This window comes from Pontibacter sp. H249, assembly GCF_037892465.1.
Lineage (GTDB): Bacteria > Bacteroidota > Bacteroidia > Cytophagales > Hymenobacteraceae > Pontibacter.
Map to the genome: position 1 here is coordinate 314,519 of NZ_JBBKTR010000002.1, position 15,025 is coordinate 329,543.

The following is a 15,025-nucleotide window of genomic DNA, read 5'->3' on the forward strand; positions in this document are numbered from 1 at the left end:
GACTAAATGCGGAATCTTTTTGCTTTTATTTACCGGTTCCGTGCATTCCTTGTATTTGTGATGCTGGAGGTGCTGTGCATTTTCATGATCGTGCGTTATAACACGTATCAGGGCGCAGCCTTTTTTAACTCCGCAAACCGATATATTGGGGAAGTACTTGAGTTCCAGAGCGGCATAACCGATTATTTCAGGCTGGCGAATGTAAACAGTACATTGGCACAGGAGAATTCCGTCTTGCGCCAACAGCTGTTAGAATACCAGAAAGCTGTACTCATCGATAGTACTAAAACACAGGATACAACTTTATTTGCTAAAACCGACACATTAAGGCAGTATCCATATATCCTGCATGCAGGTCGTGTGATCAATAACTCGGTACGTCGTACAAACAATACCCTCACACTGGCTATTGGCACAGAAGATGGAGTAAAACCTGGCATGGGTGTAATTGCGAGTAATGGTGTAGTTGGGCGCATTAAAACGGTATCACGCAAATACTCAACGGCTACCTCTCTACTACACTCCCAAATGCTGATCTCTGCCAAGATTAAGAAGAATAGTACCATGGGCACCATTAAATGGACAGGGGGAGATTTCCGAACGGCGCTGCTGGATTACATTCCATTGGATGTGAAACCTGTAAAAGGTGATACTATTGTAACCAGCGGCTTTAACACAGTTTTCCCAGAAGGTATCATGGTTGGCACAATCAGCTCTGTTGCCAAAGAGCCGGACAGAAGCTTTTATACTATAAAAGTGAATCTATCTGTTGATTTTGCACAACTCTCTTATGTATATGTGGTGGAGAACACGCAGAAAGCAGAGCGTGAAGAATTAGAACAAGAAGCAGGTATACTTCCAAATGAAGAGTAGCATTGGCTTAAATAACATCTTGCAGTTTATACTGTTTGTAGCACTCCAAATCCTGCTAATGGATAATTTGGTGCTATACAGTATGGGCTTCTGTTATATCTATGTAGCATTTCTGCTATTTCTGCCGATTAACATAAACAGGCTACAGCTGCTCTTTCTTGGCTTTTTAGTAGGCTTTACAGTAGATGTGTTTTACGACACCATGGGTATACATGCAGCTGCAAGCGTATTGCTGGCCTTTTTGCGCCCGCACCTTTTGAACCTTCTTACACCCCGGGACGGTTACGACATAAGCGATTCAGTAAACATCCATATAATGGGTAAAGGCTGGTTTTTGTCTTATACTTCTACTTTACTGCTTATACACCACGCGGCAGTATTTTTTCTGGAAAGAATAAGCTTTGACGATATCCTGCAGACCCTTTTAAAGATTATACTGAGTGTGCTATTTACCGGGGTGGTAGTAATTATACTACAGTTACTGTTCTTCTCACCCAAGAGAACAAGTAGAGTTTAAATGAAATACTTAGAAAACAGAAAATACGTAATTCAGGGCATTTTCTTGTTGGTGGGCATTGTGTATGCGGTCCGCCTCTTCTACATTCAGGTAATTGACAGCAGCTATAAACAGGCCGCTGAAACAAACGCTATTAAAACCATCATCCAGTATCCGTTCAGGGGCCTTATTTATGACCGTGAAGGCAAACTGCTGGTACAAAACACTCCTGTTTACGACCTAATGGTAGTACCTAAGGAGGTAAAGCAGCTGGATACCTTACGCCTGAGCAACCTGCTGGAGCTTCCCTTGGAGGATGTCCGCGAACGCCTGAAGAAGGCACGCTCCTTTTCTTACGTTCAGCCCTCAATCTTTTACCAGAAGCTTACCACACAGGACTTAGCTCATATTCAGGATAACCTGATTGATTTTCCTGGCTTTTATATCAATGCCCGTACAGCACGGGGTTACCCGCATCAAAGCTTATCACATGCTTTAGGTTATATTGCCGAAATCAGCCCAAAACAGTTAGAGGACTCCACTTATAGAGGATACCGCCCCGGCGACTATATTGGCAAGAGCGGTATAGAGATGGAGTATGAGCAATACCTGATGGGAAAGCGCGGCGTAAAGTATAAAATGGTGAACGTACGTGGCGTAGAGAAAGGGCCTTTTAAAGAAGGCGCGTACGACACCCTATCTGTGGCCGGCAAGAACCTTGTGAGCACGATAGATCTGGACCTGCAGGCTTATGGGGAGCACCTGATGAACGGAGCCAAAGGTAGTATTGTAGCCATCGAGCCAGCAACTGGTGAAATACTAACCTACATATCGGCGCCTTTCTACGACCCGAACCTGTTTACGGGCAAAGACTACGGCAAAAACTACATGCAATTGCTACAGGACAAGGATAAGACCATGTTCAACCGTCCTATCATGGCCGACCAAAACCCGCCGGGCTCTATCTTTAAGCTGGTGCAGGCACTTATTGCCTTGGAAGAGGGCGTTATCTCGCCAGCAACACAATTTGCTTGTAATAAGGCCTTAGTAAATTGTCACCCGCATCCTTCTCCCTTAGATCTTTATGGGGCGGTGCAGCACTCTTGTAATCCGTGGTTTTTTCAGGCTTACAGAATGCTTTTAAATCAGGGCAAATCTAAAAATACTTTTACTGATACCTCTATTGGCTTAAAGGACTGGCGTGAACAAGTTCTAACTTTCGGTTTCGGCCAAAAGCTGGGCATAGATATACCAGGCGAGAAAAAAGGCATCATTGCATCTCCTGAGTTATACGACCGTGTGTATGGCAAAAACCGCTGGAAGTACTCAACTATTTACTCGCTCAGTATAGGCCAGGGTGAGCTAGGCGTTACACCGTTGCAAATGGCTAATTTTATGGCCATTGTGGCTAACCGTGGCTATTACGTAACACCGCATATCATTCGCTCAGTAGGAGAAGATGGAAAACCGCTGAAGGAATACCAGGAGCGCCACCATACTTCTGTTGATCCGAAGCACTACGAGCCTATAGTAGAAGGAATGGCCGAGGTGGTTCGTGCAGGTACAGCCAGAAGAGCAAATTTATCCAAAGTAGGAATAGAAGTCTGCGGTAAAACTGGTACTGCACAAAACCCTCAGGGCCCTGACCATGCTGTATTCGTAGCCTTTGCGCCAAAAGTGAATCCTAAAATCGCCATTGCAGTTTATGTGGAGCACGGTAAATGGGGAGGACAGTCTGCGGCCCCAATCGCAGGCTTAATGATTGAACAGTACCTGACAGATACTGTTACGATCAAAGAGCAGGAGAAATGGGTGCTTAGCCGCGAGTACCTGAACATTAAATCGAAGTAAGCCATGGGTGCAGAGCCTCAAGTAATATCAAAGTATAAAGTAGCCACACGCAGCAGTCACCGCACATCGAACTTGCTTACCCACCACATGGACTGGGTTACGATACTGCTTTACTTTCTGCTGGTAGCTTTAGGCTGGATGAACATATATGCCGCCGTTTATAGCCCAGATAATATCGTGAATATCTTGAGCTTTGACATTAATTCTGGTAAACAGTTGGTATGGATAGGCGCTTCTTTGATACTGATTATCGTATTGTTGGTAGTAGACTATAAAGTATACGAACACCTTGCCTATCCTATTTATGGCGGCATTATTCTGCTGCTGCTGGTTACTTTAGTCGTTGCTAAGCCAATTGCAGGCTCTAGATCGTGGCTTGATTTAGGAGCTGGCATACGCCTGCAACCTGCCGAGTTGGCAAAGTTTGCCACCGCACTAGCCGTTTCGAAGTACTTAAGCAGTGTGAACCTGCGCCAGCAGAACTTTAAGGATCAAATGATTCTGGCAGCTATCACCTTTGTGCCTCCGATGATTATTGTCCTGCAAAACGAAACCGGCTCTGCTCTTGTATTCGCAGCTTTTATACTTGCCTTCTTCCGTGAAGGTATGTCTCCGCTGATACTGATCATAGGTTGTGCTGCAGCAGCTATATTTATACTTACCCTGCTGGTGCCAAAGCTCTACCTGATTATTGGTATTGCCGCATTAGTAGGATTGGCCTTATGGTTAGATTACCGCCTAATGCGCCGCCTTAAAACAATAATTGCCTTGTTTTTATTGGTGGTAGGCATGATCTTCAGTGTTGATTATTTTGTAAATAACATCCTGCAGCCACACCAGCAAAACCGAATTAAGGCACTTATAAACCCTGAGGCCGACCCGTTGGGCTATGGCTGGAACGTAACACAATCTAAGATTGCCATTGGCTCTGGCGGTTTTATAGGCAAAGGCTTTTTAGAAGGTACACAAACCAAATTTGATTTTGTGCCTGAGCAAAGCACCGACTTCATATTCTGTACAATTGGTGAAGAACATGGCTGGATAGGAAGCACTGTTTTAATAGCCCTGTTCATATTTCTCCTGATCAGGATTGTAGGTATTGCAGAAAGACAGCGCTCAGTTTTTGGGCGCACCTACGGCTACTGTGTAGCATCTATCATCTTCTTTCACTTTCTGGTAAATGTAGGCATGACTATCGGGCTTGCACCTGTGGTAGGCATTCCATTGCCTTTCTTTAGCTATGGAGGCTCCTCGCTGTGGTCGTTCACAATCTTGCTTTTTATACTTATAGCACTGGATGCGAACCGGGCCAAAGACTTAGCCAGGTAAAACCTATGGTTACGGTGCAGAAGCACGTTCAGCCTGCGGCACTGAAAGACCATCTACTATAGCCGGCTCTTCTGTTACTTTTTCTGTGACAGCTGGCTTACCAGTAGGCTCTGGCGCTTCGGCTTTGCCGTTAATCCATACTTTCAGCTTCTTCTTAACTACCCTAGAGGTGCTGTGTTCAATGTTGCGGTTGATGATGGTTGCCAAAAGCGTGATAAAAACAAAAATAACGGCAACTAGCGCGATGTGTACTAATTGACTTTCTGTTTCGAACAGCCTCCGGAAGGTAAGGCCTATCTCCTGGTGTAGCAGGTAGAAAGGATATGAGATCTCTCCCATAAACAGCATCCATTTATACTTCTGAAGAAATGCCAGCTTACCAAGTACCAGCAGGGTAAACAGCGCAAAGAACCCAATAATTACAGCTATCTCAATCTTGTGGTTAAAATATGGCAGATAGCTTCCGTAACCATACAGTAAGGCTATACCCAAACAAAGTATAAGCCCTGCAGCATGTGTTATCTTAATCTTTTGCTGTAGGTATATCTGATAAAAGATGATGCCCGCCACAAACAGATTAAAGTACTTAACCACCGACTGCACATTCTTCTGTATACCTCCCAATTCCGGGTTTAGGAATAAACCGCCTATAGCCAGAGCCAGCATAGCACCTGTCCATAACTTTACTTTGTTAATGAGCCCTAGCATCAATGCTCCAAAAATGACTACATAGAAAACCAGCTCCTCTGTTAAGCTCCAGTAGGCGCCATCAACGTTTTCTACGCCCAGGAAAGCTTGAAACATCGTTAAATTATAGAGTAGCTGTTTAAAAGTAACATCTCCCCTTCCATAGTATAACACAGCGAAGGTCAGAAAAAGACAAATCCAATAAGTTGGATATAATCTTGAGAAACGGCCAATTACAAAGTCAGATGGGTTTTTGACACTTTTGGCAGTTAGAAAAATTACAAAGCCTGAAATAATGAAAAACAGGTGTACCCCTAGGTAACCGTAATCAAAAAGCTGGAAATGAAACAAGAATACAGCAAATGCGGCTAAACCGCGAAGGGCATCAAGTTCTTTTATTCTCATATATAGGTAACATAAGGGTGGACAGCAGATTGTTACTCAAAAGTAATGCTGCCGTGTAGCTAAAAATCTCTGAACAAGAGTTAGCCATGTTATACCCTATATATATGATTTTGTTACTCTTCGCGCTATAATTGTTGAAGCAAACATATTTTATATCGCGCCTTAAACTGCTTTATGATAAAATAAACAGGTCGTCATGCTATTTCTAAAGTAGGAATACGCCAATGAACATTCCTACATTATATCATGACTTTTCTTCAATCGTCTTAATCTACGCTATCGGCAACCAAGCAACTACATAAGCAGAAAAAAGAATCAGCAAAGCTCCTTTTCAAGAGCTGCACTAAAATTATCTTTTAAACTGCTAACTAAACAATTCTTCTCATTAGGGCTCTCATTTGTAATCCGAATAAATTAGTATAAAAAAGATATCTAAATATTAAACTATTCATATCTATATTAAGTATAATACAAAAAAATAATAGAATATTTATTCAACTAACCTTCAAATTATATGAAAAAAATTTTATTTGCCATCATTTGTGCTCTATTTGCTATCACTAGTTATGCTCAGGATAGAGGAAACCTGGCTAAAGTGAGAAAAATTAATGGGGTTGAGGCCTATATATTGTGTGAGCCGCTAAGAGAATATGAAGTTATTGTGGATGCTGGCTCAGGCTTAAAAGCAGAATCTTTGTTAACAGGAGGTGTTGTAAATAAAACGATTTCGGATAGGGTTGAGCAATTTATAAGAAAAGTAACCAAGGAAAATGCCAGAGTGGATGCAGTAATTTACAGCGCGGGTAAGAGAATAGTTGGAGTGCAGTTTACAGATGAGGGTACACCTGAAACAAAGGGATTTGCAACTGTATCAAAAGTAATGGGCTATCCTGTATTCGTTATGAACGAACCGATAATAAACTATAATGCCTTAGGCAGCAAGACAGGAGGTATAAAAGTGAAATCTTTGGTTACAGGAGGTTTGATGAATAACTCCATAGAAGAAGACGTTCAACAAATGGTAAAGAAAACTCAAAACCGGGCTGCTGACGCTATCTTGTTTGAAGGCGGAAGAGATGCCACTGCAATTCAGTTCAAAGACAGTAAGTAAGCCCTGAGCGGGTTTATAAACAAAAGGGCCCCTTATACTTTAAAGTATAAGGGGCCCTTTAATTATGTACCAGGAGCGGGAATCGAACCCGCACGAGCTTGCGCTCACAAGATTTTAAGTCTTGCGTGTCTACCAGTTCCACCATCCCGGCAACCCTCCAGAGCGTTCTCTGAAGTAGTTCTTGCAAAAAACAAAGACGTTGTTTATCACAACGTCTTCTGCCGATATTTTGCTGAGCGGGAGACGGGATTCGAACCCGCGGCCTCGACCTTGGCAAGGTCGCGCTCTACCAACTGAGCTACTCCCGCTTTTGTTATCACCAAACCGCCGTAGTGATTTAGTGATGCAAAGATATAGACAAAATCTGACTTGTCAATAGTACCACATAAAATTTTCCAACATTTTTTACTGTTGCCTGATTATCAGGAAGAAAATTTTCAAGCTATTTTAAGCTTAAGGTTACATCAACTGTTAAACGCAGAAATATGGTCAGCAAGTGCCTTCCTGTTACCTAGGCTTTAAAACTTATCGCAGCGCCTCCTGCGCCTTATCTTGCATCAGCAGCTTCAGCTCGTTTAGCTTCAGCAAGGCCTCTACCGGTGTAATAGTATTTATATCTAGCTGCTCCATCAGTTCCTTGGCACGTTCTAACTGCGGATTACTTGGCTCGAACATACTTAGCTGGAAGTTATTTTTCGGTGCGGTTTTCATGCGTTGCTTCGGCGCATGTTCCGATACCTTCTCTTTCTCGAGGTGATGCATGATCTCGTCGGCGCGCAACACTACGCTGTTGGGCATGCCAGCCATCTGAGCCACATGTATACCAAAGCTGTGCTCGCTGCCACCGGCCACCAGTTTACGCATAAACAATATCTTCCCTCCTGCCTCTTTTACCGACACGTTGTAGTTCTTCACTCTCGGGAAGTCTTCGGCCAGTTGGTTAAGTTCGTGGTAGTGCGTAGCGAAAAGCGTTTTGGCTTTATATTTCGGATGATTATGCAGGTGCTCCACAATAGCCCAGGCAATCGAAATACCATCGTAAGTACTTGTACCACGGCCAATCTCATCCATCAGCACCAGGCTGCGGTCCGAGAGGTTGTTCAGTATACTTGCCGTTTCAGTCATCTCCACCATAAACGTAGATTCGCCTTTAGACAGGTTATCCGACGCGCCCACACGTGTAAAGATTTTATCGATGATGCCTATACTTGCTGCCTCGGCCGGCACAAAGCAACCGATCTGCGCCATCAGCACGATCAGGGCTGTTTGTCGCAGCAAAGCACTTTTACCGGCCATGTTCGGACCAGTAATAATGATTACCTGCTGCTCTTCATTGTCCAGGAAAATATCGTTTGGTACGTAAGCTTCGCCCAGCGGCAACTGCTTTTCAATAACCGGGTGGCGACCTTTCTTTATATCTAAAATATGGCTGTCGCTTACCTCAGGCTTTACGTAGTTATTGGCCAGGGCTATACTTGCAAAGGCGCTCAGACAGTCGATTACGCCGATAACTTTGGCGTTTTGTTGTACCTGCGCCACATAATCCAGCGCGTGCAGCACCAACTCGTTGTACAGGCCGAATTCTATACTGTAGATGCGGTCTTCTGCATTCAGTATCTTCTCTTCGTAGGTCTTCAGCTCTTCGGTAATGTAGCGCTCTGCGTTTACCAACGTTTGCTTACGGATCCAGGAGGCCGGCACTTTGTCTTTATGTGCATTGCTTACCTCCAGGTAATAGCCGAATACTTTGTTGTAAGCTATTTTCAGGGAGCTGATGCCTGTGTTTTTGATCTCACGCTGCTGCACCTGCGCCAGGTAATCTTTGCCCGAGAAGGCAATGGCACGTAACTCATCCAGCTCCGCATGCACGCCATCGTTTATCATGTTGCCCTGGTTGGTGAGCATTGGCGGCTCCGGCTTCAGCACGTTCTTTATTTCTTCGCGCAGTCCATCGCAGGGCGCCAGCTGAGCAGCCAGTTTCTGTAGTGCCGGAATATCACTTAAAGCCAGCGCCTTCTGAATCGGCACAATGGCATCTAGGGCTTTGGATAGCTGGACCAACTCACGTGGGTTCACTCTGCGCACAGCTACTTTAGAGATAAGGCGCTCCAGGTCGTTGATCTGCTTCAGATGCTGGGTTAGCTCTTGTAGCAGGTCCTGGTTGTTTGTTAGTGCTTCTACTGTATCCAAGCGGCGGCGAATCTGGGCCACATCTTTCAGCGGCAGCACGACCCACTTCTTCAGCAGGCGGGCACCCATGGGTGTTACTGTCTGGTCCAGCACCTGTATAAGCGGCACTCCTTCCTGGTGCTGCGGAAAAACAAGCTCCAGGTTTCGCACCGTGAATCTATCCAGCCACACATACTTGTCTTCTTCCAACCTGGAGATGGTAGCGATGTGGCTGATCTCGTTGTGGTGTGTTTCGGCGAGGTAATGAAGTATGGCTCCCGCAGAGATAATGCCCTCAGCCATACCTTCTATACCAAAACCTTTTAGTGAGGCAGTACCGAACTGGCGGGTTAATCCGTCATAAGCGTAATCATACTTAAACACCCACTCATCCAGGGCATAGTATCTAAAGTCGGGGCCGTAGCTTTCGGTAAAGGTTTCTTTTTCGCGTTTGCAGAACAAGACTTCGGATGGCGCCAGGCTTTGCAGCAGTTTGCCCACGTAGTTCTTATCGCCCTGTGCTGTGATAAACTCGCCGGTAGATACATCCAGGAAAGACACACCCGTTTCGGTTTTGCCAAAGTGCACAGCAGCCAGGTAGTTGTTACTGCGGCGCTCCAGCACCTGGTCGTTAAACGACACGCCTGGTGTTACCAGCTCCGTAACGCCACGCTTTACAATGCCTTTTACCGTTTTTGGGTCTTCCAACTGGTCACAAATGGCCACGCGCTCACCGGCACGCACAAGCTTGGGCAGGTAGGTGTCGAGGGAGTGATGCGGAAAACCGGCCAGCGCTATTTCGGAGGAAGAGCCGGCTCCGCGTTTTGTCAGTACGATGTCCAGGATCTTACTGGCCTTAACAGCGTCTTCGCCGAAGGTTTCGTAAAAATCGCCTACCCTAAATAGCAATAGTGCCCCCGGATGTTTTGCTTTGATGGCATTGTACTGCTTCATCAAGGGGGTTACTGTGCCTTCTCCTTTCATACCTTATACTACTTTTGATTCTGAATTATAAATTGAGAATGGAGTTTACCCACCCTACACCTCCCGAAAGAGGATTTATACTTTACTTACTTTTTCGGACTTCCTGATCCGAAAGCCACCTGCCGGGGACTTCCTAGTACCTGTGTTATGGCTAATGCAGATTGCATATCCGAAGGAGCAGGAAACTTATACCTAGCCCTGCCAACAATTTAGCAATCAACAATCGATTTGGCTTTTGCCAAAATCAGCCTGACCTTTGCAGTATAGCTGGCAAAAGTCCTTTGTCTTTTGTCAACAAATCTTTTGTCTTAAAAAACAATGCGTAAACTATCAATGGATGACCTCAATCGCGACTCGGTTGAAGAATTCAAAAATAAGAAAAAAATACCGTTAGTCTTGGTGCTCGACAATGTTCGCAGCCTGAATAATGTGGGATCTGTTTTCCGTACCGCCGATGCCTTTATGGCCGAGAAAGTATACCTCTGCGGCATTACCGGCACGCCTCCGCACCGTGATATCGAGAAAACCGCCCTGGGTGCCACAGAGTCTGTAGAATGGGAGCATGTGCCAGATACATTGGAGCTCGTAAAGCAACTGCAGGCCAATGGCTACAAAGTATGTTCGGTGGAGCAGGCAGAGAACAGCACCATGTTGAATGACTTTAATCCAGAGCCGGGTCAGCATTACGCTTTTATATTGGGCAATGAGGTTTTTGGTGTGGAGCAGGAGGTGGTAAGTATTTCGGATGTAGTGTTGGAGATACCGCAGTTCGGCACAAAGCACTCGCTTAACATTTCGGTAGCCGCCGGCGTAGTTGTCTGGGATTTCCTGAGTAAAGCGCTTGCACAACAGGCTTAACTAAAGTATAAACCCAAAGTATAAAAAGTATGGCTGGCGTAATCTGTAGAAGGTATGCCAGCCATACTTTTCTATTTTTAGAACAAGTATAGCCCTTCCTTGTTGCCTTTTTGCCTAAGCTGGTAAAACGAAGAGTTTTCCACAGTATTAAACCCTGCTGTCTTTTTACAGTCCTCTATATAAGGCTTTTGCAGCAAAAGCAACCTTAACCGCCTTAAATTGATGTTTAAACTGATGCTTGAGGCTTAACATGTTTTAAGCACTACATTTACCTATGAAGAACTACTTTTTACATATACTATTTTTCACGATTACCTGCTCCCTCTCCTTGCCAGTACTGGCACAACAAGCTCCTTCAGGCTCAACACGCGGCAAAGTAAGCGGCAAACTAGTAGAGGCTAACACCAAAGCCGCTGTAGGTTTTGCTAATGTCGTACTGCTATCAGCAAAAGACTCTAGTTTAGTTACTGGTGCCACTACTGATATAGAGGGCGTATTTATACTTGAACGAATCCCTGTCGGCAAGTTTATACTTCGGGCATCTATGGTAGGCTATCCAACAAAGTATATCCCGAATATTAATGTAACAGCACAACAGCCGGAAGTTAAATTAGGCAATATTACCCTTAGCGCCGCCTCTACTAAACTTGCTGAGGTGGAAGTAGTGGCCGAAAGGCAGCTGGTAGATTTTGAACTTGACAAGCGGGTAGTAAATGTAAGCCAGGATATTAATGCTGAAAGCGGTTCTGTGGCCGAAGTGATGCAAAACCTACCCTCTGTTACCGTTGATATAGATGGTAACGTAAGTATGCGCGGCAGCTCTAATGTAACTATTTTAGTAGATGGCAAACGCTCCGCTTTATCAAACCTGACGCTAGACCAGATTCCGGCCAACCTGATCGAAAGTATAGAATTAATAACCAACCCCTCGTCAAAGTATAACCCGGAGGGTACTTCTGGCATCATCAATTTGGTGCTGAAAAAGGAAAAAAAACCCGGCTTTAACGGCTCTGCTTCGATTACTGCTGGCACCTACGACAACTATAACACCTCCCTTAACCTGAACTACCGCTACAACAGATGGTCGCTTAACTCAGGCTACGATTTCAGGCAGCGCACCAGGCCGGGCTTTAACAACAGCTTTACAGAAAATTACTCCTTTAATGATTTTGGCCAGTTAGACAGTACCAGCTATCGCCTGCAGAATGGAGAGCGCAATAGCAAAGACATTTCGCACAGTTTCCGGTTTGGTGCCGATTACTATCTAACAGATAGACACACTTTGTCAGCATCAGGCATTTACCGATTTGGCAAAGACACAGGTTGGAACAGCATATTTTACCGCTTCGAAGACGAGAACCGCCAGTTGGTAAGCACCCGCACCCGCGATACAGATGAAAAGGAAAACGAGAATGCAGTTGATGTTACCGTAGGCTACCGCCAAACTTTCGATAAAAAAGGACAGGAGCTAACCGCCGACATTGTTTATAACACCAATATTGATGACGAGGTGGCCATGTTCAGAGAAAGAAGAGGCTTACAGGAAACCATATCGGAAGTGCAGCAAACACTTGTAGATGATGCAAACCGGGAAATTGTCGCGAAAGCTGACTATGTGCACCCAATATCAGACAACAGCCGTTTTGAAGCCGGTTTCAGGAGTTCTTTTGAGCGGCTGGATGAAGACTCGAGGTTCTTTAATGTAAATAAACAGACCGGTGAATTAGAGTATAGCACCACCCAAAGTAACCATTTTATATTTGACCAAAACATATACTCTGTTTACACAAACTATAGCAACAAGTATAAAACTATCAGCTACCAGGTGGGTGTGCGCGCCGAGCAAACCGTTACAAAAACAGATTTACGAACCGAAGACAAAAAGAGCAACAACAGTTACTTTAGCCTGTTCCCTACGGTATTTGTCACCAAGGATTTTAACCCGGACAACAAACTGCAGTTTAGTTACAGCCGCCGCATCAACAGGCCGCGCAGTCGTTTTCTGAACCCTTTTAGAGATGTTTCAGATCCTTTTAGCGTGGATTATGGCAACCCAGACCTTAAGCCTGAGTTTGTAAATTCTTTGGAGTTAGGCTACTTAAAATATTGGGGAGAGGCTTCTATCAATGCGACTGTTTTCTACCGCCATACTTTAGATGAGATAGAGCGCTTTAGGATAGCTACCCAGGTTGTTATCGACAATGACACAATACCTGCCAACGAAACTACTTTTCTGAACATCTATGATAACAGAGCTTACGGTGCAGAACTTGGATTTAATTATCCGGTTGCAAAATGGTGGCGATTAAACGGTAGTATTTCAGGCTTTAGAACGCAACTTAGCACCACGCAGGGCGATACTGAACTTAGCAATGCACAGTTTAGCTGGAACTCGAAACTCAACTCTACCTTTACAGTGTGGCAAGACCTGAACATACAGCTTTCCGGCTTTTACCGTGCCCCAACAGCAGATATTCAGGGGCGTATGGAGCAGATGTTCAGCACTGATCTGGCCATGAAAAAAGACGTGCTAAAGAAAAATGGCACAGTATCGCTGCGGATATCGGATGTGTTTAACACACGTCAGTTTAATTTCCTGAGCTTTGGTCCTGAATTCAGAACCGAATCACAGAACCGCCGCCAGAGCCGCATTATTTACCTGGGCTTTACTTATCGCATCAACAGCGACGACAACCGTGACCGCCGTCGTGACCGCGACAACGGAAGCAACGGCGGAGACGATGATGACTTTTAATTTTCCTGTTTTTTACTTTAAGCGGCCGGGCAATATTGTTTGGCCGTTTTTTTCTAAGCCCTCCGAACAATCCTATAGTATAAAAAGTATAAAGCTAGTTAGATTACAGCTATACTTGCTGAACCCAAGAACAGAGTTTATACTTTACCATGACGTCACATACCTTCCCGCACCGATACCCGATCATAGACCTGCATTGCGACTTGCTGGTATACTTAACCGATGTACCGGACTCAAAGTTAGATAATATAGCAGAGATAGGTTGTGCTGTACCGGCCCTTACAGAAGGAAATGTAAAGCTGCAGGTAATGGCTATTTACTCGGCAACGGCACCTGGCAGCACCAGGTATGCGGCGCTGCAACGCGACATGTTTGCGCAGCTTGCCACCAATACCAGCTGCGGCCTGCATGCTGTAACCACTCCCGAACAACTGCAGCAGGCATTGCAAAACGATAAGGGTATTGGCATGGTGGCAGCTGTAGAGAATGCATCAGGCTTTTGCGAAGAAGACGAACCGCTTGAGGATGGTTTCAAGAAACTTGAGAAGATCATCGAGGCCTGTGGCCGCATCCTGTACATCAGCATGACGCACAACGACGACAACCGCTTTGGAGGCGGCAATTTCTCGGATAAAGGTATTACCCGCGACGGCCAGATGCTGCTCGACTACATACACGGCCGCCGGATTGCCATAGATCTTGCTCACACTAGCGATGCCCTGGCACACGATATTCTCACGCACATTGATAAAGAACGCCTGGATGTACCGGTAATCGCCAGCCACTCCAACTTCAGGGCCTTGTGGGACCAGCGCCGCAACCTGCCCAACGAATTGGCTCAGGAAGTGATCCGGCGCGGGGGACTAATCGGCATGAACTTCCTGAGACATTTCCTGAGCTCCGATAACCCGGAGGCGCTAATGCACCATATTATGTATGGCCTGGACATGGGAGCACAAGATGCACTCTGCTTTGGCGCCGATTATTTTTACTTTGCCGATAGCCCTAACCTAGACCGCTTCCCATATTACTTTAAAGAGCACGAACAAGCCGGCACCAGCTACAACTTTATACTTGAGAGGCTGCAAAACACACTCCCACAAGACCAGCTTGCTAAACTGGCCTACGGTAACGCACAGCAGTTTATACAACGCCTCTGGGAGATCAGGTAAAAGTATTACTTACACCACTACACCGTTGTTTTCTCTTATCTGCAGCACGTGAGTTATACTAGATTCAGGTAGAGCAGGCCAACACGTATTTGTTCGTTCTGCTAATGGGGCTTGTTTAGCAATTATTCAAACTCTTAAATCCCTTATCTACTAAAAATAAATCTAACATTACACGTTTAGGATCGATGTTATGGCGTTTAACACCACCACCTACAGAACTAAACTTCCTGCAAAGAGTACAATAATATAAAGAGCAGCATAGTTAAAGATACATATAGGGCTATGTAACTGACTGAGGAGCTTCTTATACTTTCCAAAATTGCACTTTAACATCT

The 15,025-nt window shown here is 45.0% G+C and carries 10 protein-coding genes and 2 tRNA genes; 8 read left to right on the plus strand and 4 right to left on the minus strand.

Annotation, left to right across the window (positions count from 1 at the left end; translation table 11 throughout):
- The first annotated feature begins 6 nt into the window (after window positions 1-6).
- The 4 genes from mreC to rodA are packed head-to-tail and all read left to right on the plus strand — an operon-like array spanning window position 7 to window position 4,549.
- Window positions 7-873, plus strand: coding sequence for a rod shape-determining protein MreC (gene mreC, locus WG943_RS03755; protein WP_340406825.1), 867 nt, complete (start codon window positions 7-9; stop codon window positions 871-873).
- A complete protein-coding gene (locus tag WG943_RS03760) occupies window positions 863-1,390 on the plus strand; it encodes a hypothetical protein (protein WP_340406826.1) in 528 nt (175 codons plus the stop codon). Before mreC ends, WG943_RS03760 begins: the two co-directional genes overlap by 11 nt.
- The gene (gene mrdA, locus WG943_RS03765; RefSeq protein WP_340406827.1) at window positions 1,391-3,220 is read left to right on the plus strand and encodes a penicillin-binding protein 2; all 1,830 of its coding nucleotides are present in this window, start codon (window positions 1,391-1,393) and stop codon (window positions 3,218-3,220) included.
- A gap of 3 nt (window positions 3,221-3,223) precedes the next feature.
- Window positions 3,224-4,549, plus strand: coding sequence for a rod shape-determining protein RodA (gene rodA / locus WG943_RS03770; protein ID WP_340406828.1), 1,326 nt, complete (start codon window positions 3,224-3,226; stop codon window positions 4,547-4,549).
- 9 nt (window positions 4,550-4,558) lie between these two features.
- On the opposite strand, the gene WG943_RS03775 is transcribed toward rodA, so the two are convergent.
- Window positions 4,559-5,641, minus strand: coding sequence for an acyltransferase family protein (locus WG943_RS03775; protein ID WP_340406829.1), 1,083 nt, complete (start codon window positions 5,639-5,641; stop codon window positions 4,559-4,561).
- A 514-nt stretch (window positions 5,642-6,155) separates the two neighbouring features.
- Between WG943_RS03775 and WG943_RS03780 the strand changes: the two genes are divergently transcribed.
- Window positions 6,156-6,752 carry a hypothetical protein gene (locus WG943_RS03780; protein WP_340406830.1) on the plus strand — a complete coding sequence of 199 codons (597 nt, stop codon included), beginning with the start codon at window positions 6,156-6,158 and terminating at the stop codon, window positions 6,750-6,752.
- Between the two features lie 67 nt (window positions 6,753-6,819).
- Here the strand turns inward: WG943_RS03780 and WG943_RS03785 are convergent.
- From WG943_RS03785 to mutS, 3 genes are all read right to left on the minus strand, one after another.
- A tRNA-Leu gene (locus WG943_RS03785) sits at window positions 6,820-6,903 on the minus strand.
- Window positions 6,904-6,987: 84 nt separating this feature from the next.
- A tRNA-Gly gene (locus tag WG943_RS03790) sits at window positions 6,988-7,060 on the minus strand.
- A gap of 217 nt (window positions 7,061-7,277) precedes the next feature.
- Window positions 7,278-9,905: a DNA mismatch repair protein MutS gene (gene mutS, locus WG943_RS03795; protein ID WP_340406831.1), complete on the minus strand. Its 2,628-nt coding sequence runs from the start codon at window positions 9,903-9,905 to the stop codon at window positions 7,278-7,280.
- 333 nt (window positions 9,906-10,238) lie between these two features.
- On the opposite strand from mutS, the gene WG943_RS03800 reads away from it, so the two are divergent.
- The 3 genes from WG943_RS03800 (at window position 10,239) to WG943_RS03810 (ending at window position 14,690) form a co-directional block, all read left to right on the plus strand.
- Window positions 10,239-10,763 (plus strand): RNA methyltransferase, encoded by a 525-nt coding sequence (locus WG943_RS03800; protein WP_340406832.1) that lies wholly within the window; start codon window positions 10,239-10,241, stop codon window positions 10,761-10,763.
- A gap of 274 nt (window positions 10,764-11,037) precedes the next feature.
- Window positions 11,038-13,518: a TonB-dependent receptor domain-containing protein gene (locus WG943_RS03805; protein WP_340406833.1), complete on the plus strand. Its 2,481-nt coding sequence runs from the start codon at window positions 11,038-11,040 to the stop codon at window positions 13,516-13,518.
- Between the two features lie 149 nt (window positions 13,519-13,667).
- Window positions 13,668-14,690: a dipeptidase gene (locus tag WG943_RS03810; protein ID WP_340406834.1), complete on the plus strand. Its 1,023-nt coding sequence runs from the start codon at window positions 13,668-13,670 to the stop codon at window positions 14,688-14,690.
- Window positions 14,691-15,025 lie beyond the last annotated feature (335 nt).